Origin of the sequence: Hyphomonas sp. (assembly GCF_041689225.1) — a bacterium.
Classification (GTDB): domain Bacteria; phylum Pseudomonadota; class Alphaproteobacteria; order Caulobacterales; family Hyphomonadaceae; genus Hyphomonas.
Genome location: NZ_JBDNGN010000088.1, coordinates 16,606 through 35,658, shown reverse-complemented (window position 1 = coordinate 35,658; position 19,053 = coordinate 16,606). Strand labels below are relative to the sequence as shown.

At 63.3% G+C, this 19,053-nt stretch carries 18 protein-coding genes and 1 pseudogene; 8 read left to right on the top strand and 11 right to left on the bottom strand.

Going from position 1 to position 19,053, the window contains the following annotated elements; genetic code table 11:
- The 10 genes from ACESNB_RS08275 to ACESNB_RS08230 all read right to left on the bottom strand — a co-directional run.
- Positions 1-1,676: class I adenylate-forming enzyme family protein (locus ACESNB_RS08275; RefSeq protein WP_373006174.1), on the bottom strand; the 1,676-nt coding region annotated here is incomplete at its 3' end.
- 155 nt (positions 1,677-1,831) lie between these two features.
- Positions 1,832-2,491 carry a hypothetical protein gene (locus ACESNB_RS08270; protein ID WP_373006172.1) on the bottom strand — a complete coding sequence of 220 codons (660 nt, stop codon included), beginning with the start codon at positions 2,489-2,491 and terminating at the stop codon, positions 1,832-1,834.
- Between the two features lie 119 nt (positions 2,492-2,610).
- Positions 2,611-3,219, bottom strand: coding sequence for a hypothetical protein (locus ACESNB_RS08265; RefSeq protein ID WP_373006170.1), 609 nt, complete (start codon positions 3,217-3,219; stop codon positions 2,611-2,613).
- A 49-nt stretch (positions 3,220-3,268) separates the two neighbouring features.
- Complete coding sequence (gene dxs, locus ACESNB_RS08260; protein ID WP_373006168.1) at positions 3,269-5,191, bottom strand: 1-deoxy-D-xylulose-5-phosphate synthase; 1,923 nt, start codon at positions 5,189-5,191, stop codon at positions 3,269-3,271.
- Between the two features lie 74 nt (positions 5,192-5,265).
- A complete protein-coding gene (locus tag ACESNB_RS08255) occupies positions 5,266-6,162 on the bottom strand; it encodes a polyprenyl synthetase family protein (RefSeq protein ID WP_373006166.1) in 897 nt (298 codons plus the stop codon).
- Positions 6,163-6,175: 13 nt separating this feature from the next.
- Entirely contained in the window at positions 6,176-6,421 is a 246-nt protein-coding gene (locus tag ACESNB_RS08250; protein ID WP_373006164.1) for an exodeoxyribonuclease VII small subunit, read from the bottom strand.
- Positions 6,422-6,490: 69 nt separating this feature from the next.
- Entirely contained in the window at positions 6,491-7,093 is a 603-nt protein-coding gene (locus tag ACESNB_RS08245; protein ID WP_373006162.1) for a histidine phosphatase family protein, read from the bottom strand.
- Positions 7,094-7,225: 132 nt separating this feature from the next.
- Positions 7,226-8,080, bottom strand: a complete 855-nt coding sequence (gene lepB / locus ACESNB_RS08240) for a signal peptidase I (RefSeq protein ID WP_373006160.1) — start codon at positions 8,078-8,080, stop codon at positions 7,226-7,228.
- Between the two features lie 125 nt (positions 8,081-8,205).
- Positions 8,206-9,270 (bottom strand): MBL fold metallo-hydrolase, encoded by a 1,065-nt coding sequence (locus ACESNB_RS08235; RefSeq protein WP_373006158.1) that lies wholly within the window; start codon positions 9,268-9,270, stop codon positions 8,206-8,208.
- 54 nt (positions 9,271-9,324) lie between these two features.
- Positions 9,325-10,290 carry a pseudouridine synthase gene (locus ACESNB_RS08230; protein ID WP_373006156.1) on the bottom strand — a complete coding sequence of 322 codons (966 nt, stop codon included), beginning with the start codon at positions 10,288-10,290 and terminating at the stop codon, positions 9,325-9,327.
- 27 nt (positions 10,291-10,317) lie between these two features.
- Here ACESNB_RS08230 and ACESNB_RS08225 point away from each other — a divergent pair, with 27 nt between their 5' ends.
- The 3 genes and pseudogenes from ACESNB_RS08225 to ACESNB_RS08215 all read left to right on the top strand — a co-directional run bounded on the left by ACESNB_RS08225 (position 10,318) and on the right by ACESNB_RS08215 (position 11,566).
- Positions 10,318-10,668, top strand: a complete 351-nt coding sequence (locus tag ACESNB_RS08225; RefSeq protein WP_373006154.1) for a hypothetical protein — start codon at positions 10,318-10,320, stop codon at positions 10,666-10,668.
- Between the two features lie 87 nt (positions 10,669-10,755).
- Positions 10,756-11,190: pseudogene (locus tag ACESNB_RS08220) on the top strand (MFS transporter); the annotation flags it as partial.
- A gap of 133 nt (positions 11,191-11,323) precedes the next feature.
- A complete protein-coding gene (locus ACESNB_RS08215; protein WP_373006178.1) occupies positions 11,324-11,566 on the top strand; it encodes a hypothetical protein in 243 nt (80 codons plus the stop codon).
- Positions 11,567-11,576: 10 nt separating this feature from the next.
- On the opposite strand, the gene ACESNB_RS08210 is transcribed toward ACESNB_RS08215, so the two are convergent.
- Positions 11,577-13,346 (bottom strand): acyl-CoA dehydrogenase, encoded by a 1,770-nt coding sequence (locus tag ACESNB_RS08210; RefSeq protein WP_373006152.1) that lies wholly within the window; start codon positions 13,344-13,346, stop codon positions 11,577-11,579.
- Positions 13,347-13,469: 123 nt separating this feature from the next.
- Here ACESNB_RS08210 and ACESNB_RS08205 point away from each other — a divergent pair, with 123 nt between their 5' ends.
- Genes ACESNB_RS08205 through ACESNB_RS08185 form a run of 5 tightly spaced genes read left to right on the top strand, consistent with a single transcriptional unit; the run spans position 13,470 to position 18,486 of the window.
- A complete protein-coding gene (locus ACESNB_RS08205) occupies positions 13,470-14,192 on the top strand; it encodes a YceI family protein (RefSeq protein ID WP_373006150.1) in 723 nt (240 codons plus the stop codon).
- A 16-nt stretch (positions 14,193-14,208) separates the two neighbouring features.
- Entirely contained in the window at positions 14,209-15,432 is a 1,224-nt protein-coding gene (locus ACESNB_RS08200) for a cytochrome b/b6 domain-containing protein (protein WP_373006148.1), read from the top strand.
- A 37-nt stretch (positions 15,433-15,469) separates the two neighbouring features.
- Positions 15,470-16,411: an L-threonylcarbamoyladenylate synthase gene (locus tag ACESNB_RS08195; RefSeq protein ID WP_373006146.1), complete on the top strand. Its 942-nt coding sequence runs from the start codon at positions 15,470-15,472 to the stop codon at positions 16,409-16,411.
- Positions 16,412-16,462: 51 nt separating this feature from the next.
- Complete coding sequence (locus tag ACESNB_RS08190; RefSeq protein WP_373006144.1) at positions 16,463-17,080, top strand: FMN-binding negative transcriptional regulator; 618 nt, start codon at positions 16,463-16,465, stop codon at positions 17,078-17,080.
- A complete protein-coding gene (locus tag ACESNB_RS08185) occupies positions 17,077-18,486 on the top strand; it encodes an FAD-binding oxidoreductase (protein WP_373006141.1) in 1,410 nt (469 codons plus the stop codon). Before ACESNB_RS08190 ends, ACESNB_RS08185 begins: the two co-directional genes overlap by 4 nt.
- Positions 18,487-19,053 lie beyond the last annotated feature (567 nt).

The window sequence follows — 19,053 nt, the reverse complement described above, 5'->3', positions numbered from 1 at the left end:
TCCTGGAACTGGATCTCGACCGGCACCTTGAACGACGCAAGCAGGTTCGCGACATGCGCCCGCAACTCATCCTGCGACACGGTCTTGCCCGGCTTGAGCTGAACCACAGCGCCGACCTCTTCACCCATTATCTTGTGCGGAATGCCGACAACGGCCGCATCCATCACCGCCGGATGATCGTAAAGGGCGCTCTCGACTTCGATACAATAGATGTTCTCGCCGCCACGGATCAGCATGTCCTTAGCCCGGTCGACCAGGAAGAGGAAACCTTCCTCGTCAATGCGTGCAAGGTCGCCCGTCACCACCCAGCCGTTCCGGAAGGTTTCGGCGGTTGCTTCGGGCCGGTTCCAGTAGCGCTTGCAGTTGGATGGGCTCTTGCACCACAATTCACCGACTTCGCCCTTTGGCATGATGTTGCCATCCGGATCGCAGATCTTGAGTTCCACGGCATTCGGCGGCGCACCGGCGCTGTTGGGCCGGTTCACATAGTCTTCGCCGATATTGAGCGTGGCGGTCGCGCAGGTCTCCGTCATGCCCCAGCCATTGCCGGGGGCGGCATCCGGAAAGCGCTTCTTGATCGTCGATACCAGTTCCGGCGCAGATGGCGCGCCGCCATAGGAAATCGCCTTGATCGTCGATAGGTCATATTTGTCCCGGTCCGGATGCTCCAGCAGCTGCCAGGCGATTGCCGGCACCCCGCCAACGGAGGTGACCTTTTCCCTTTCGATGATCGGCAGCGCTTCGCCCGCGTCCCATTTGTACATGGACACAATCTTGTCGCCCCGCATCAGGGACGGGATCAGGATCGCGAAGGCGCCCGTCGCATGGAAGAACGGAATCGCCAGCAGAGTGCCGCCCTGCTCGTTCGGATCCGGTTCGGGGATCGCTTCGCCGCGGCGCAGCAACATGCGCGCCTGACAGGTCGACGAGTTGAACATGTTGGAAATCACGGCGCGGTGCGAGGACAGTGCGCCCTTCGGCTTACCTGTCGTGCCCGACGTGTACATGATCGTGGCGTCGTCATCGGGCAGCAGCTCCACATCCGGCAGGCCGATATCGTCCAGGCCGGCCCAGCTGTTCGCTTCACCAATATATTGTTCGAGGCTGGCGATGCGCGGATCATTGTGATCTTCGCCCTTGTCCCGGGCGATAACCACATGTTCGAGTTCCGGCAGGTCTTTCAGATGGTCGCGCAGGCGCTCGAAAATCTGGGCGTCAACAACCGCCAGCTTCACGCCAGCGAATGACAGGCCGTATTCCAGTTCTTCTCCCGTCCACCAGGAATTCATCGGCGTCGCGATGGCGCCCAGGCTCGACGCGGCAAAGAAGGCCACCGGCCATTGGGGATAGTTGCGCATGATGATCGCAACGCGGTCGCCCTTCTTGATCCCGTAAGTGTCGCGCAGCACGGCAGCAAAATTCTGCACGGCGAGCATCAAGGCCCCGAATGTCACACGCTCGTCTTCGTAGACGATGTAATCGCGTTCGGGCCAGGTCGTGGCCGCCATTTCCAGGATCGACCGGATGGTCGGCGGCGCGTTGGCATAGAGTTTCATCTTCACGCCATCGATTTCACCGTCCACCAGTTCCAGCGGTGAACCGGGGCCAGCAAGGGCATCATTGGCGTCAGCAATGGAGATGACGGGCCATGTCGGCGCGGCGGTGTCTGCGGGCATTCGGTATCCTCCGGTGTTTTTTTGATCTGAATAACAGAAACCACGCCCATTACGGGGATAACAGTGCCCTTTATGTGGAAACCTGCTTTTCCGGACAAAAAAATGCCCCGGAGCCGAGGCAACGGGGCATTTTGAGGAAGGATGTCGCAGAAAACCTATTTTCCGAAATCGCAGAAGCGCAGCGAGCGCACAGCGCCGTCTCGCTCCACAGCGTCATACGCACGCCCGGTCAGTTCGTCGCCCTCGCACAGGTAGCCAATGTCAAACATGGCGATCAGCGCTTCATTGTCGGGCGACAGGTCATTGGCGATCATCAGGTCGATGGCGTCCTCGTGCAGGCCCAGTTCCATGAGGAAATTGAATTTCTGGAGCTTACTTGTTTCGGGCTGCGACAGCTGGGTTTCGAGCGTGGTCACCTTGCTGCGGGCCGAATCGAGCATCGGCATCGCTGCCGTATACCAGGCTGTGTCGCCATAGGTATCGACAATCTCCTGGAAATCCTCGACCGCACCAAGCGCGTCGTAGCCGCCCGGACCGAAGCGGATCTCGCCGCGGCGGAACAATGCCTCGGCATACTCGTCCGTGCTCAATGCCGGGCTGCCAAGCAGCTGGGTCAGGCGATCATTCGCGGCCTGGGTGTTGCCCGCCTCGACGAGGCCCTCAACCGTCTGCATCGCCAGTTCAAACGCCGAGTCCGGAACTGCCGTGGCGACAGCGGCATCGCTGCCACCGGGAACCTTGCCGGTTTCAGGCGCTGAGGCGCAGGCCGCCAGCATGAGCGCCGACGCGGCGGCGAAGAGGGAAATACGGATCATCTATTTGGCTCCATCAGGAATTTGGTTTGGACAGGCGGTTTTCTTCCCTAGCCGGGGAAGGAGTGCTTAGACAGGGCGGATTTGTGGAGAAAGTGTGTTTCCTTCGGCCAGCCCGGTCTTCAGGCACCCGGCCCGGAGCACCAATACAGGTTCTCGAGATCAGGCCGCATGTCGCCCCGTGTGTAAACGGGTGGATGGCCATCCGCGTCCGGGCAAACATATCCGGCTGCCGCCAGCTTGACGATCTCGGCCTCATTCGGATTGAGACCAGAAGCGCGATAGCGTGCAACCGCCGTGTCGTGGTCGCCCAGGACCCACATGCTGTCGAACCACTGGGTCAGGTTGAGCATGCGCTGGAGACCTGCCTCGATCGTCTCGACATCTGACCGGGCGAATTCGAGCTCTTCCTTGGCGTTCGGCGCCAGCGGATGATCGGGTGCCAGTGCCAACATGGCCTCGAAATCCTTGACGGCGCCGCGGCGGTCATCGCCCGCCTGGCGGCACAGGCTGCCGCGCGCATACAGCACTCGCGCGCGCTGGTCATCTGACAGGCTCGCGTTCGACAAGAGCTCGGACAGGGTCGCGTCTGCGGCATAGGGATTGGTATCGGCCTTCGCGTGGGACATGGCCGTGTCGAAGGCGGGGCCCATGCCCGCCGGCACCGTGGCGCAGGCCGCGAGCAGCGCGGCGAGGATAAGCGCGCACAAGGGAATCATTCTGAAGGTCATACCGGGAACTCTAGCCCGGGTCAGAGTCGCCGAACAACTTGCATTTCCGTCATGCGCGGGCGAGCCGGTCGATTTCGGCAATGTCGCCGCGCCCGAGGGCCTCGATGGCGCGTGCTGCAATATGACGGGCCGTGAGGCAGGCCTCTTCGTACATGGCTTGGGGCGTATCATGGTTCTGGAACACGTCCGGCAGCGTCATCGGGCGTATTTTGAGGCCCCGGTCGAGCGCGCCGATCTTGGCGAGATGTTCGAGCACGAAACTGCCAAAGCCGCCGGTGGCGCCTTCTTCCAGCGTGATCAGCACTTCGTGGTCCCGGGCGAGCCGTTCGACGAGGTCTGCATCAAGTGGCTTGGCAAAGCGCGCATCGGCGACCGTCACCGACAGGCCTTGCGCCGACAGCATCTCGGCAGCCTTCAGCGCTTCCTGCAGGCGTGTACCATAGGACAGCAGCGCGATTGTCGTGCCCTCGCGCAGGATGCGGCCCTTGCCGATTTCGAGCGGCAGCAGCACGTCGGGAATGACCACGCCCGTGCCCTCGCCACGCGGATAGCGGAAGGCGCTCGGCCCGTCATCGATTTGTGCAGCCGTCACGACCATGCGCGCGAGTTCGCACTCGTCGGCGGCGGCCATGCAGATCATGCCCGGCAGGGCGCCAAGGAAACCGATGTCGAAACTGCCAGCATGGGTCGGGCCGTCGGCACCGACAAGGCCGGCGCGGTCAATCGCGAAGCGGACCGGCAGGCGCTGGATCGCCACGTCATGCACGACCTGGTCAAAGCCGCGTTGGAGGAAGGTCGAGTAGATGGCCGCGAACGGGCGCATGCCATCGGCCGCAAGGCCGGCCGCGAAGGTCACCGCGTGCTGTTCGGCAATGCCGACATCGAAACTGCGGTCCGGGAAGGCCTTCTCGAAAACGTCTGTACTCGTGCCTGACGGCATGGCGGCGGTGATCGCGCAAATCTTGTCATCGGTCTCGGCAAGCTTCACGAGCGTCTGCCCGAAGACCTTCTGATAGGCTGGCGCGGACGGCTTGGCCTTGGCCTGCTCGCCGGTGATGACCGAGAATTTTGATACGCCGTGATACTTGTCAGCGGAATTCTCTGCGTGGGTATAGCCCTTGCCCTTCTGGGTGACCGCGTGGATCAGGATCGGGCCTTCGCGCATCGCTTTCACGTTCTCGAGGATCGGGATCAGCGTATCGAGGTCGTGGCCGTCAATCGGGCCGATATAGTAGAAGCCCAACTCCTCGAACAAGGTGCCGCCCATGGCAAAGCCGCGCAGGTATTCCTCGGCGCGCCGCGCGGGCGATTCCAGGCCGATCGGACTGACGACTTTCTTGGCGATCCGGCGCAGGCCGCGATAGGGCCGCGAGGAGACGAGCTTGGACAGGTAATTGCTCATCGCGCCGACGGGCGGCGCAATCGACATGTCATTGTCATTGAGGATAACGATCAGGCGCGACTTGTCGGCGCCGGCATTGTTCATCGCCTCATAGGCCATGCCGGCGGTCATCGCGCCGTCGCCGATGACGCAGATGACATTGTTGTCCTTGCCCTGGAGGTCGCGCGCCTTGGCAAAGCCGAAGCCGGCCGAAATGGAGGTCGAGGCGTGCGCCGCGCCAAACGGATCGTATTCGCTCTCGTCGCGCTTGGTGAAGCCGGACAGGCCGCCGCCCTGACGAAGGGTGCGCATCTGGTCCCGGCGTCCGGTGAGAATCTTATGAGGATAGCATTGATGGCCGACATCGAGGATCAGCTTGTCGGCGGGCGCGTTAAACACGGCATGGATCGCGACAGTCAGTTCAACCACGCCGAGACCGGAACCGAGATGCCCGCCGGTGACCGACACGACATCGATGACTTCCTCGCGCACTTCCTGCGCGATCTGTTTCAATTCGGCACGCGACCACCCTTTCAGGTCGTCGGGCGAATTGATCGCATCGAGGAGCCGGTTCGGGCTAAGTTTGGTCATCTATCCACGGACCCTTCAATAATCACTGGCTGCCAGAGACAGCGCATTTGGGTTTATATTATGACTCGCCCTGTTTAACGGGTTCTATCCAATACAAAATCAACCGATTGCAGTAGAATATCGGCACGATCACGAAATATAGCGAGGTGTTCCTTCGCCTGAGCGGCGAGAAGCCGCACACGCTGTCGGGCCCCGTCGATGCCCAAAAGGGTCACAAAGTTCGCTTTTCCCGCGATTTCATCGGTGCGCAAAGGCTTGCCGACGGCATTTTCGTCGCCTGTTGCATCGAGCAGATCGTCGGCGATCTGGTAGGCCAGGCCCAGGTCATTCGAGAACCCGGCCAGTGCGTTGCGCTCCGGTTCACGGGCGCCGCCGATAATGCCCGCCGCTTCAGTTGCGTAGGAAATCAGCGCGCCGGTCTTCAGGCGTTGCATCCGCGTGATCGTGTTGAGGTCGCGGGGGCTGTCCTCTTCCAGCATGTCGATCATCTGGCCGCCAACCATGCCGCGCGCGCCTGCCGCATCGGCCAGACGCTCGATCAGCATGGTCCGCACCGACGCGTCGTCATGTGTCTCGCTGGACGCCAGTATCTTAAAGGCCAGCGTCAGCAGCGCGTCGCCTGCCAGAACGGCGGTCGACTCGTTGAACGCCTTGTGGACAGTGGGCTGGCCGCGCCGGAAATCGTCATCGTCCATGCACGGCAGGTCGTCATGGACCATCGAATAGGTGTGCACACACTCGAGCGCCGCAGCGGTGCGCAAAAGGCTCTTTTCCGGTGCATCGAACATCGAGCCGGTTTCCAGCAGGAAGAAAGGCCGCATGCGTTTGCCATTGGCAAGCGCGGCGTGGCGCATCGCGCGCATCAGGTTGGCTTCGGGCCCGCTGGCCGGCGGGATCAACTGGTCGAGTGCGACGGTGACCTTGTCGGCAACCTCCTTCAGGCGCAGCTCGAATTCGGCGTCGTCCCCCATCCGGCCAATGACCCTATTCAAAGCTCGCAGGCTCTGTCGTAACGCCTCCGGCTCCCTGGACGATCTGCTCGACCTTCAGTTCCGCGGATTTCAAGCGCGACTCGCAATGGGCCTTCAAGGATGCGCCGCGCTCGTAGATCGCGATGGATTTCTCCAGCTCTACTTCCCCGGCCTCAAGCTGTTTGACGATGCCTTCGAGTTCGACCAGCGCTTCTTCGAAGCTCATCTTGTCGACCGGTTTTTCTTTCGCATCAGCCATTCTGGTTCGCCCGTGTTTATGTGCGGCAACTCTAGAGCGCGCGCTTGGCGTCCACAACCTCTGAAACGATTACTTGTCCCGGTATTCGTAGATGCGATGGCTCCAGTAGCTGTCGCCACCATCATAGACGCATTTCCAGCCTAATTTCTTGATTTCCGGACGCAGCATCCGGTTGAACCAGCCGTGTGCGGCCAGGTAGACTTTCTGCTCTTCGGACGCGGCGTGCAGTTTCTGCGCAGCCAGCGCCGCACGCACACGCGCTTCCGAAACGCTTTCGCCATCCAGCGAGTGTCCGCTGAGCCAGGCCGCGCGGGCGAGCACGTTCCATGTCTTGGGCAGGTATTTCACGCCGACAATCCGTGGCGGTGGCAGGGGGGCCTCGTTGAACACCGGGTCATGGATCGCATCCATGTGCGGTGCCGCACGGGCCGCTGTTTCCTGCGCCCGGATTCGCGCCGAGGCGAAAACAAGCGTGGCGTCCGCCACCAGGTTTTTCAGATTATCGGGAGCGATCTGGTCGTCACGGAGCGGGCTCTCTTCGTAGCTGTCCCACCAGTCCTTGTAGTCGCGCCAGCCGAGGCGCGGGCCAGCGGTCCTGTCGAGTTGCGGCCGGCCATGCCGAGACACTACGATCGGGCCGCGCCGAGTTCCTGTCGATGTCGTTTCTGGCATCGCAAAATGGCCTGTCTTCAAGCATGCAAAGGGCCCCGCGAGCCCAGTCTGAAGACTGCCACTAGCGGTGTTGGCCGCATGCGGCAAGGCTCCAATCACCCGCCCATGCTGCATCCTGTAGAAGAATAAGACCTAGAGGCCGCGCCAGACCCGTTTCTTGCAGGGTTCATCGTCTTCCAGTTTGCAGCGATACAGCGACAGGATCACGGTCTCGGCCCGTCCGACAAGGTGGTCCATCGGCACGAACCCAACAGACGCATCCATCGACTTGACGCTAAGCGGACAACCCACACGGTCAACCACGCCATCGACTGGCGGGCAGTGGCCGGAAAGGAAGCGGCTATCCAGCGAATTGTCGCGATTGTCGCCCATCAGGAAAATATGTCCCGCCGGAACAACGAACAGGACCGTATTATCGCCTGCATCGCCTTTTTCCTGCCGGTTCGTCAGCCAGTGCTTGTCGCCATCGCTTTCGCGCCACTCATAGGCGGTCACCGCGCGGCTGCGGCCATGCGGCAGGTAACGCACCGTGCGCATGAACTCGCTCTCGATCGGTGCGTCATTGATGTAGACGGTTTCGCCGATCATCTGGATGTGATCACCGGGCAGGCCGATCACGCGCTTGATCATCACACGCGCCGTATGCGGGTGCTCGAACACGACCACATCGCCGCGTTTCGGGTCGCTTGCGAAGATGCGTCCCGCCGGGATGGGCAGGTAGCGGCCAAGGCTGAACGGCAGCGAATACCGGTCATAGCCATAAGCGAACTTGGCCACGGCCACCCGGTCGCTGACCTGCAGCGTCGGCACCATGCTTTCGGACGGGATGACCCGTTGTTCGTAGAGCAAGCCGGAAAAGAGCATGAAGATCGGCACGAAGACCGCGAGGGTTACGCCCCACTCGTGCAGTTCCCGCTTCACCTTGTCGGCGAAGGTCAGGTCTTCGTCCTCGGGATTTGAATCGGCCTTGTCGCCATCTCGTGCCATCGCGGAGTCACCTGATCTGTCTGCTACCAGCCGACTTCTTAGACGAAACCGGCTTCAGATGCGAAGGCGTAATCTGCCCGGGCACTGCAAAAGGCCCGAATCGACATGTGTTCCAGCAATTGCGATCAGGTCAGCTGATAGCGCGAAACGCCATCGTCACCGACAATCGACACGACTTCGCCCCGGTGGACCATGCAATTGAGGTGCGCGATGGCCTCACCGGTGGCCATGCCGACCTCGTCCGGCTGGATGGCCCGTCCAAACAGGCTGGTGAACGTGTCCATCACGGTCAGGGGCCCCTTCTGCATCCGCCCTTTCAGGCGCGACAGGCCTGTCTCGTGGCCGTCGATCAGGTGGCGCAGCCGTGCATGTGCGCCGCGGAACGGCTCATTATGCGCCGGCAGGACCAGCACGTCTTCCGGCAGGCGTTCCAGCAGCTTCTCGCAACTGGTCATCCAGTCGAGCAGCGGATCGGCATCCGGTTCGGTCGGGTGAACCGACACGTTCGACGAAATGCGCGGCAATAGCTGGTCACCCGAAATCAACAGGTTCAGCGACGGGCAGTAGAGGCAGGCATGTTCGGGAGAATGGCCGTTGCCGGTGATGACTTCCCAGGCTTCGCCCGCCATCTCGAACGTGTCGCCGTCGGCCAGCCGGTGAAAGGCGTCCGGCATCTGGCTGACGCCGCGCCCGAACCCGCCGAAGCGTTCCTTGTAATTGTCGATCTGGGCGTCATTCCAGCCGGCACGGCAGAAGAAATCGACGCCGGCCTTGGGCGCCTCGCGGCCGGTGTCCGACACCAGCATCCGGCAGGTGATGTATTCCAGCCGGCTCATCCAGAGATCGGCGCCATACTTGTGGCAGAGCCAGCCAGCGCAGCCGACATGGTCGGGGTGCATGTGCGTGACCATCACCCGCTTCAGCGGCTTGTCGCGCGTGATCCGGGCCTCGATGAGGCTTTTCCAGGCCGACCGCGTTTCCGGCAGGGGCAGGCCCGTGTCCACGATCGTCCAGCTGTCGCCGTCATCGATCAGCCAGAGATTGATGAATTTGAGCGAAAAGGGCAGCGGCATGCTGACCCATTCGATTCCCGGTGCGACCTGTATTGTCTCTCCCAGCTCTGGCCGCACGTCGCCGTGCGGATAATCGAGCTTGGGGCGCTTGGGTTTAGGTGTCTGAAATCCGTCCATGAGCCAGCATATGCCCCGCATCACTCGCGTCGAGCCATCACGCTGGGTCAGTGCCTATTTGATCGGCGTACGCTTGCGCGGGGCCAGCTTGGTCCGCTTGAACTTCGGATCGGCAGGCTTCGGCTTGGCAGGCGCGCCGTCACCGCGCGGTTTCCCCATCGGCTTCTTGCCGGGGCTTGTCGGACGCTTCCCTGCTGGCAAGGGGCGTTTGCGTTCAACCACGACGGGCGCAGCCGGTTCAGCCGAAAAGCCCTGCACTTCCCAGCGCAGCAGCTCGTCGCGCTCGCGTCCGCTGATCGGACGCCACTTGCCTTCTGGCAGCCCGGCCAGTGATAGCGGCCCTATACGCGTGCGTATGAGGTCGATCACGCGCAACTCGACCAGGTCGCACATCCGGCGGATCTGTCGATTGCGGCCCTCGCGCAGGATGAATTTCAGCTCATTGCCCTTGATCACGGTCACGTCCGCTGGCCGCAGCTGGCGCCCGTCAAGTTCGAGCCCGTGGCGCAATTTCGTCAGCTTGTCCTCGGTGACGTCGCCGCGCACCTTGACGTGGTATTCCTTCTCCAGCTTGCTTTCGGGCCCGATCAGAGCCTTGGCCAGAACGCCGTCTTCCGACAGGATCAGCAGGCCGTGCGAGTCCTTGTCGAGCCGGCCCAGCGGCGCGAGACGGTTGTTGCGGCCCGGAATGGCATGGGCGCGGCCTGACAGGCTGTCTTCATTGATCAGGCGCACTGCAGGGATTTCGCCCGGTTCCGGCGTGCCCGAGACGATCCCGACCGGCTTGTGGAACATCAGCGACAACTGGTTATCGAGCCGCCGCGCCGCCTTCTCGGTCAGGGTCAGCGTCTGGCCGTCCTCGATCTTGTAGCCCGCCTCGGTCAGCACTTCGCCATTGATCTTGACGAGGCCCTTCTCGATCAGCGCATCGGCTTCGCGCCGCGAGCACACGCCCTCGGTCGCCAGCCACTTGTTGACGCGCATCGGCTCAGTGCCGCTATAGGTCTTGGTCCACGCCATGGCCGAACGATGCCTCCTGCGGCAGTTTTGTCACCTCTTACAGTTGCGTCCTGCCCGTCGCAACTGATGGTCGACACGCCGGGTGGCTTCATCCATAAGCCCGCGGCGATGGCCCAGCCGGTTCCTCCCCACCAGACGCCCGCGCTGGCCTTTGCGCTGCTGATCATCGGCACGACGCTGGGCATAGCCGGAACCGACCTTGTCCTTCCCGCCATACCGGACTGGCGGACGCGCTCGGCGGCAGCCAGGCCATGGCGCAACTCGTCCTCGCCGCCTTCGTTGCAGGCGGCTGTATCGGCCTTGTCCTCTATGGCGAACTCGGCGCGCATTTCGACCAGCGCAACCTACTGGTCCTGTCCTTCATCGCCTATGCCCTGATTTCGCTGGCCTGCACCCTTGCGCCGTCGCTGCCCCTTGCTTGTCGGCCTACGCTTCGGCCAGGGCCTGACAGGCTCAGCTGCTGCCGTGTTCGCGCCCGGCATGATTCGCGCCATGTTCAGCGAGTCCCGCGCCGTGCGCGCCATCGCCCTGATGGCCAGCGTTGAATTCCTCGTGCCGGCGCTCGCACCGGTAATCGGCGTGTGGTTGCTGGTCGCCTCCGGCTGGAAGAGTTCCTTCATCGTGACGGGCGGACTCAGCCTGGTCGTCGCCGCGCTCGTCGGCCTGCTGCGCCATCGCTTGCCGGCGCCCGATCCGACGCGCGGCGCTGGCAGCTATCTCCGCCTCGCGATCAGCCCGGTCTTCCTGCGCTACGCGCTCAGCCAGGCCTTCACGCTTGGCGGCCTGCTGATCTTCGTGTTCGGTGCACCCGCCATGATCACCAAGGGGCTTGGCGGCACCCTGAACGATTTCATCATCATGCAGGTGACCGGCATTGCCCTGCTCATCATCGGGTCGAATGTCGCCGGACGGCTCGCTGACCGTTTCGGTGCGGAACGCATCATCCTGTTCGGCGTCGGGCCTGTTGGCGCTAACCGCCGATGGCCTGATCGGCGGAACCGATCGGCTGGCGCTCGCCATCCTGTTCGTACCGGTGAACCTTGGACTCGGCCTGCGCGGCCCGCCGGGGTTCTTCCGGGCCATCCTTGCATCAAACGGCGACGATGCGCGCGGTGCGGCGCTGGTTCTCGTCGCCATCCTGTCGACGACCGCATTGGGCACTGCCGTGGCCGCGCCTTTCGTCACACTGGGGATTGCCCCGCTGGCAGGCATCGCGGCAGCGCTGTCGTGCGGATCGCTGCTCTGCCTGCTCGCCCTGCCGAAACTGCCCGGCTGATACGCCGCAATCAAACCCCGAACAGGGCTTCCGAATTCTCCAGGAACCGGCTGCCACCTTCGGTGATGCCCGCCACACGGCCCGGCGCCGAGGCGAGCGCGGTCTCAGCGAAGAAGCCCGCCAGAGCCAGCCGCCGCGCCCGTGCGGCGCCGTCGCTGCTGCGCGCCGCCACCGCTGCGCGGGTGAGGAAATGCCCGCCGATGACGTCGCCAGCCAGTGCCAGATAGGCGGTTGCGCCTGCCAGCGCCTTGTCCTGGTCACGGCTCTTCATCTGCGCCAGCATCCAGTCGCTGGCCTCGCGCAAGGCCTCTGCCGCCGCTCTCAGGCGGTCGGCGATCTGCACCAGTTGCGGATCATTGGTCGCCCGCGCCGCTGCTGCACTGCCTTCGATCTCGCCGAGCATCACGCGCATCGACTCGCCATTCGTTCCGCTCAGCTTGCGCCCGACCAGATCAATGGCCTGGATGCCGTTGGTGCCTTCATAGATCGGGGCGATGCGGGAATCCCGGTAGAGCTGGGCGGCCAGCGTCTCGTTCATGAAGCCCATGCCGCCATGCACCTGCACCCCCATGCTGGCGACTTCGACGCCCATGTCAGACGACCAGGCCTTGGCGATCGGGGTCAGCAAGTCTTCGCGCAGCTTCGCCGCCGCCCGCACGTCGGCATCCGGCGCGGCCTCTGCCAGGTCAGCCGCCACGGCGCACGCGTAACAAATAGACCGCGCCGCCGCGACGCGGGCCCGCATCGTCGTCAGTGTCCGGCGCACATCTGCATGGTGCAGGATCGGCGCAGCACCATCAATGCCTTCCACCTTCCCTTGCTTGCGCTCCTGCGCGTAGGCGAAGGCCGTCTGGTAGGCGGCTTCGCCCACGGCCACGCCTTGCAGGCCGACATTCAGGCGCGCTGCATTCATCATCGTGAACATGCAGGCGAGGCCCTTGTTGGCCTCGCCGATCAGCCAGCCGGTCGCTCCGTCATATTCCATCACGCAGGTTGGCGAGGCGTGGATGCCCATCTTCTTTTCAAGGCCAATACATTTGGCGCCATTGCGCGCCCCGAGGCTGCCATCTGCGTTCAGCAGGTATTTCGGCACGAGGAACAGCGATACGCCGCGCGACCCGGCCGGCGCATCCGGCAGGCGCGCCAGCACGAGGTGAACGATGTTCTCGGCGACGTCATGGTCGCCCCAGGTGATGTAGATTTTCTGGCCGCTGACGGCATAGCTGCCATCGTCATTGGGCACGGCTTTCGCCTTCAGCGCGCCGACATCGCTGCCTGCCTGCGGCTCGGTCAGATTCATCGTACCGGTCCATGTGCCGGACACGAGATTAGGCAGGTAGGCGGCCTTCAGTTCATCCGAGCCATGCGCCAGCAGGGCCTCGATGGCCCCGAAGCTGAGCAGCGGGCAGAGGCCGAACGCCATGTTTGCAGCGTGGAACATTTCCATCACCGCCAGCGACAGCGCTTTGGGCAGGCCCTGCCCGCCCCATTCTTCCGGCGCAGTCAGCCCCATCCAGCCGCCATCGCGGAACGCGGCATACGCCGCCGCAAAGCCCGGCGCCGCTTTCACCCCGTCTTCCGTCAGCACGACGCCTTGCGAATCGCCACTCTGGTTCAGGGGAGCCAGCACATCGCGCGCCAGTTTTGCGGCCTCGTCGAGAATCGGCGCAACTAGGTCAGGATCGTAAGCTTCCAGTCCGGCAAGCCCTTCGAGGCGCTTCAATCCGGCAACGGCGTCAAGCGTGAAAGCCATTTCATCGAGGGGCGCGTCGTAGGGCATCAGGCCGGTCTCCGGATTGTGAATAATTGTTATTCGGGATAAGCATTTACAACGCCTACGGCCAAGATCCAAATGCAAACCTTCAACGGCCATCCGCCAATCAATTCCTCAGGAGTCCTCCCCATGCGCCTCGTCCTTGCTTCCGTATCCGCCCTCGCGCTCGTCGCGTGCGGTGGCCCTGCCGCCCCAGTCAACACGGCCGAAACGCCCGCCGAAACAGCGCCTGCTGCTGTGCCAGAAGCAGCCCCGGCTGAAGCGCCAGCCGCCGAAGTCAAATATGGCAAGACGGCCGCCTACAAGCTCGACCCGACTCACGCTTCGCTGATCTGGCGCGTGAAGCACTTCGGCCTTTCCAATTATACGGCCCGCTTCACCGATTTCGATGCGACACTCCAGTTCAACCCGGATGATGCCTCCGCAACATCGCTCACCGCCACGATCAATCCGGCCTCCGTCGAAACCGATTATCCGGGCGACTACAAGGCCGGACATGCCGACAGCGGCTTCGACAGCTGGAACCAGGACCTCGGCCAGAGCGACAAGTATTTCAACGCAGGCGCCTTCCCGCAGATCACCTTCAATACGACAGAAGTGAGCACGACTGGCCCTGACACGGGCACCGTCACGGGCGACCTGACTTTCCTGGGCGTCACCAAGCCGGTCACGCTCGATGTGAAATATAACGGCGTCGGCCAGTTCCCGTGGGCCCCTGAACAAGACCATATCGGCTTCTCGGCCACGACGACGCTGACCCGGTCCGATTTCGGCCTGACCGCCGGCACGCCTTATGTCGGTGACGAAGTCGAGATCATCATTGAAGCCGAATTCGGCGAAGCCGCCGAATAGTTTGCCAAATCCCGACATGTTTAAAAATAGCGTCTCCCGCTACACGGCCGTCGCGATAGCCCTTCACTGGGCTATCGCAGCGCTCATCATTTTCATGATCTGGCTTGGCTGGAACATGGAAGACAATGAAACGCGCTACCAGCTTCACAAGTCGATCGGGATCACGATCCTGCTCCTGACGGTGATCCGTGTCGCGTGGCGGATGCTGAATCCACCGCCGGCCCTGCCGTCGGGCATGAAGCTCCTGGAAGCCAGAGCTTCGCACTATGTCCATGTCGGGCTGTACGCCCTGATGATCCTGATGCCGCTGCTCGGCTGGGCGCTTGTGTCCACGGCAAAACTCCAGGTCCCGACTGTGCTGTTCGGTACGATCAGCTGGCCAGATATTCCGTTCCTGTCGGGCCTGCGCGGCAACAAGCCTGTGCACGAGGTGATCGAGACGCTGCATTCGAAAGGCGCATGGGTCATCATCGGCCTACTTGTCCTGCATGTCGCCGGCGCACTGAAACATGAATTCTCGCCCGAGGAGGGTGTCCTGAAGCGCATGATCCCGGGCCTGTTCGGCAAGACCCAGCCACCGCGTGCACCCGCCCGTGGCTTCTTCATCGCGTTTGGTGGCGCAGCGCTGCTGTTCGGCCTGATCGCCGCCGCTCCCGTGCTCGCGCAATCGATGGCGGGCAGCAAAACCGCTCCGCCACCGGCAACCGGCGCCGGAGCAGCGGTCGCCGCCGCACCGGTTGGCGTCGAACCCAACTGGGTCGTCAACTATGATGCGTCGGAAATCCGGTTCACCGGCACCCATGATGGCAACGCCTTTTCCGGCACGTTCAAGGACTGGACAGCGGACGTGGCCTTCTTCCCGGACGCCGTTGGAACCTCGGACGTGCGCGTCAGCGCATCGACCGGCACGGCCACGACAAGCAAGAAGCTCTACAATGACAGCCTGCGCGCGCCCGAATGGTTCGACGTTTCGAACTATCCGACGGCCACCATCCACCTGACCGATTTCGCCAAAACCGACACCGGTTATACCGCGACCGCCGCCATGCACCTGAAGAACCGCACGGTCACGACGCCGCTCGCCTTCACGCTCGACATCGCGGGCGACGTCGCCACCCTGAAAGGCGAAGCGACATTCGACCGCAAGGCGCTCAATATCGGCCAGATCTCGGATCCGGGTGCCGAATGGGTCAGCGACACGGTCACGGTCACCGTTACGGGTGAGGCCACGCGCAAATAGGTTCCGCCTCGCGCCTGCTGGTGCTAAGCGCGCGCCCATGACTGCAACCATCGTGCCCCCTACGCCGGACATCCTGGCCCGCGCTGCGGATATCCTGCGCATCGGCGGGCTCGTCGCCATGCCCACTGAAACTGTCTATGGCCTCGCCTGCGACGCCGCGAACCCTGACGCCGTTGCCGGTCTCTATGAAGCCAAGGGCCGCCCGCGCTTCAACCCGCTGATCGCCCATGTCGCCTCGCAGGCCATGGCCGAACGCGAAGCCGTCTTCACGCCGCTGGCGGCCAAGGCGGCGGAATGCTTCTGGCCCGGCCCGCTGACCATTGTCCTGCCTGTAGCCCGCACCGCAAGCGTCTGCGACCTGGCCCGGGCCGGACTCGACACGGTCGCCCTGCGCCGCCCTGTCCATCCGGTTGCCCAGGCTTTGCTCGACGCCTTCGGCGGCCCTCTCGTCGCGCCTTCGGCCAACAAGTCCGGCCATGTCAGCCCGACAACACCAGAGCATGTCCGCACCGATCTCGCCGACCGCATCGCCCTCATCCTCGATGGCGGCCCCTGCGCCATCGGGATCGAATCCACCATCCTGGACTTCACCGGCAACACGCCCGTACTCCTGCGCGCTGGAGCGCTCGGAACGGCGGAACTGGAAGACTGTCTCGGCGTCGTGCTCGCTCGACCGAGCGACAGTGCCGGCATCACGGCGCCGGGCCAGATGAAAAGCCATTACGCGCCCCGCGCCGCGCTGCGCCTCAACGCGGCCACGCCCATGTCTGGCGAAGGCTATCTCGGCTTTGGTGACCATTGCCCGCGCGAAGGCAACCTCTCGCCCAAGGGCGATCTTGCCGAGGCCGCCGCGAACCTGTTCGCGATTCTGCGCGCACTCGATGCCCGCTATGAGCGCATCGCTGTCGCACCAATCCCGCAAACCGGACTGGGCGAAGCCATCAACGACCGGCTGGAACGCGCCGCTCACCGCGACTGAGCCTCCACCACCCCTCTCGCACGCCCTCGCGACCTCTGCTAAGCCAAGCCCATGCACCCCGCCCGTCCCTTCCGAGAAACCGATAACGCCACGCTGGTCGCGTGCGCTCGCGCGCATCCATTTGCGCTCGTCTGCGCCTCCGATGGCACGCGCATTCACGCCGCCCATGCACCGATCCTGCTCGACGAAACAGAAGGCGCGCCAGTTCTGCGCTTCCACCTCTCCGCCGCAAACGCGGTGACCTCCGCACTCCTTGGGGGAAGCAGAGCGCTCATCGTGTTTACGGGTGACCATGCCTATGTGTCGCCGGACTGGTATGGTCAGGACGATCAGGTCGGCACATGGAACTACCTGTCCGTCGAAGCTGAAGGCCCGGTCGCACACCTGCATGATGCAGGCGCCACAAGCCTGCTCGACGACCTGTCCGACCTGTTCGAAGCGGGCCTTGCCCCCAAACCGGCATGGTCGCGCGCCAAGATGACGCCCGGCCGCTTCGAGGCCATGTTGCCCGGCATCGGCGCCTTCTCGCTCACCCCTGCGCGGTTCGAAGGCATCACCAAGCTCGGTCAGAACAAGCCTCAAACAGCCCGCGACAGAGTCATCACCGCCCTGTCCAACCGTGAAGACGGTATCGCCATCGCCAACCACATGCGTAAGCTCACATCATGACCCTGCCCCCTGCCGCCTTCCTCGCTGCCGCGAAAGACCTGCTCGGTTCCAAGGGCTGGAGCGAGGATCCCGAACGCCTCGCCGAAGTCGCCACGCCCTGGCGTGGCACGTTCAAGGGCGAGACGCCCTTCCTCGCCCGGCCAGCCAGCACGGCGGAGGCGGCCGCCCTGGTCAAGCTCTGCGCTGCCCACCATGTCGCGCTGACCCCGCAGGGAGGCAATACCGGCCTCGTCGACGGCGGCACACCACATGGCGAGATCGTCGTTTCGATGGGCCGCATGAATGCCGTGCGCAGCGTCGATCCGTTCAACAATTCCCTCGTCATCGAGGCCGGCGCGCCCCTCGTCACGGCGCAGGCAGCCGCCGAGGAGGCCGGGCGCCTGTTCCCCTTGTCGCTCGGTTCGGAAGGCACCGCCACGATCGGCGGCCTGATCTCCACCAATGCCGGCGGCGTCGCGGTGCTGCGCTATGGCATGATGCGCGACCTGATCCTCGGCCTCGAAGTCGTGCTGCCCTGGGGTGAGGTCTGGGATGGCCTGTCGGGCCTGCGCAAGAACAATACCGGCTATGACCTGAAACACCTGTTCGCGGGCGCTGAGGGCACGCTCGGCCTGATCACCGCCGCCACGCTGAAACTCTTCCCGCAGGTCCAGCGCGCCAGCGCCTGGGTCTGTTGCGACAGCACCGAGGACGTTGTCGCCCTGCTTGCTCTCGTGCGCCAGCATGCCGGCGACACGGTAACGAGTTTCGAAATCATACCGTCGGGTGCCATCGACATGGTGATGGCAGACATTCCAGGTACGCGAGACCCGCTGCCTTCAGACCTTCCCTGGCGTGTACTGATGGAAGTGTCCATGGTCGACGAGGCGCACGCCCGCGACGCACTGGAAAAGGCGCTAGAAGCGGCCTTTGACCAGGGGCTGGTCAAAGACGGCGTCGTCGCCAGCAGCAAGGCGCAGGCCCAAAGTTTCTGGCACATCCGCGAAACGATCCCGCTGTCGAAACGCGCCTATGGCACAGCCATCAACCAGGACATTGCCGTGCCGGTCAGCCGCATCCCGGCCTTCATCGACAGCTGCAACGCCGCCGTACTGAAAGTCTTCCCTACCGCCGAGTTCGTCATCTTCGGCCATGTCGGCGACGGCAACCTGCATTATTCCGTCTGCGAACCGTCTGGCGCCGCCGCTCCCGTCCTGCAAGCGCATGTCGCCGACATCACCCGTGTCGTGTTCGACCAGACCATCGCGCATGGCGGATCGATCAGCGCCGAGCATGGGGTCGGCCGGCTGAAGCGCGACGAACTCGCCCGATTGCGCCCGCCCGCCGCCACCGACGCCATGCGCGCCATCAAGCAGGCGCTCGATCCTCTCGGCATCATGAATCCGGGCCGGGTCGTGTCAGTATAAAGTCCCGGCGCCTCGCCTTCGCGAGCGCGCCCGGATCGCAGGCAAGACGGCTTTAAAAACAACCTTGTGTATAATTAATACTTCTCCGACCACGATCGTGGGATTCCCAATGATTGCAGCAGTTGAAGTACTTCACATACTGAAGATTCCGAGCCTTGCCCGCTGTTATCATTCAGGTTTCAACTGAATTAACTATTGCAATACTTGCCACGTTTGCGGCATTGAACCCGCGCGCCCATGGCAGGGCATGGACGAAGTGTCACGAAAGCCCAGTGGCGACGGGGGATTCTAACGAAACCTTCAGTTCACTTCGGACGAAGAAAACGTAAAACGGATTTGCGAAGTGTAGAGGGAAGTCCAATGAAACCGACGGCGCGCAAGCAAGTGCAAACGATCGCGGCAAGCCTTATCTTGGCCACTGTTGTGGCCGCCTGCGGCGGCGGGAGTGATGGCGGGACAGGCGGCGGACAGCCCACGGCTCCCGGATCACCGCCAGGATCGCCTCCTCCTCCTCCTCCTCCCCCACCCCCGCCGCCATCACCGCCCCCTCCCTCCGGGCCTTATGAA

Coding starts and splice junctions, on each gene's coding strand:
- ACESNB_RS08270 (WP_373006172.1), bottom strand. CDS start 2,491: ATGATCCGTATTTCCCTCTTCGCCGCCGCGTCGGCGCTCATGCTGGCG.
- ACESNB_RS08265 (WP_373006170.1), bottom strand. CDS start 3,219: ATGACCTTCAGAATGATTCCCTTGTGCGCGCTTATCCTCGCCGCGCTG.
- dxs (WP_373006168.1), bottom strand. CDS start 5,191: ATGACCAAACTTAGCCCGAACCGGCTCCTCGATGCGATCAATTCGCCC.
- ACESNB_RS08255 (WP_373006166.1), bottom strand. CDS start 6,162: ATGGGGGACGACGCCGAATTCGAGCTGCGCCTGAAGGAGGTTGCCGAC.
- ACESNB_RS08250 (WP_373006164.1), bottom strand. CDS start 6,421: ATGGCTGATGCGAAAGAAAAACCGGTCGACAAGATGAGCTTCGAAGAA.
- ACESNB_RS08245 (WP_373006162.1), bottom strand. CDS start 7,093: ATGCCAGAAACGACATCGACAGGAACTCGGCGCGGCCCGATCGTAGTG.
- lepB (WP_373006160.1), bottom strand. CDS start 8,080: ATGGCACGAGATGGCGACAAGGCCGATTCAAATCCCGAGGACGAAGAC.
- ACESNB_RS08235 (WP_373006158.1), bottom strand. CDS start 9,270: ATGGACGGATTTCAGACACCTAAACCCAAGCGCCCCAAGCTCGATTAT.
- ACESNB_RS08230 (WP_373006156.1), bottom strand. CDS start 10,290: ATGGCGTGGACCAAGACCTATAGCGGCACTGAGCCGATGCGCGTCAAC.
- ACESNB_RS08210 (WP_373006152.1), bottom strand. CDS start 13,346: ATGCCCTACGACGCGCCCCTCGATGAAATGGCTTTCACGCTTGACGCC.
- ACESNB_RS08205 (WP_373006150.1), top strand. CDS start 13,470: ATGCGCCTCGTCCTTGCTTCCGTATCCGCCCTCGCGCTCGTCGCGTGC.
- ACESNB_RS08200 (WP_373006148.1), top strand. CDS start 14,209: ATGTTTAAAAATAGCGTCTCCCGCTACACGGCCGTCGCGATAGCCCTT.
- ACESNB_RS08195 (WP_373006146.1), top strand. CDS start 15,470: ATGACTGCAACCATCGTGCCCCCTACGCCGGACATCCTGGCCCGCGCT.
- ACESNB_RS08190 (WP_373006144.1), top strand. CDS start 16,463: ATGCACCCCGCCCGTCCCTTCCGAGAAACCGATAACGCCACGCTGGTC.
- ACESNB_RS08185 (WP_373006141.1), top strand. CDS start 17,077: ATGACCCTGCCCCCTGCCGCCTTCCTCGCTGCCGCGAAAGACCTGCTC.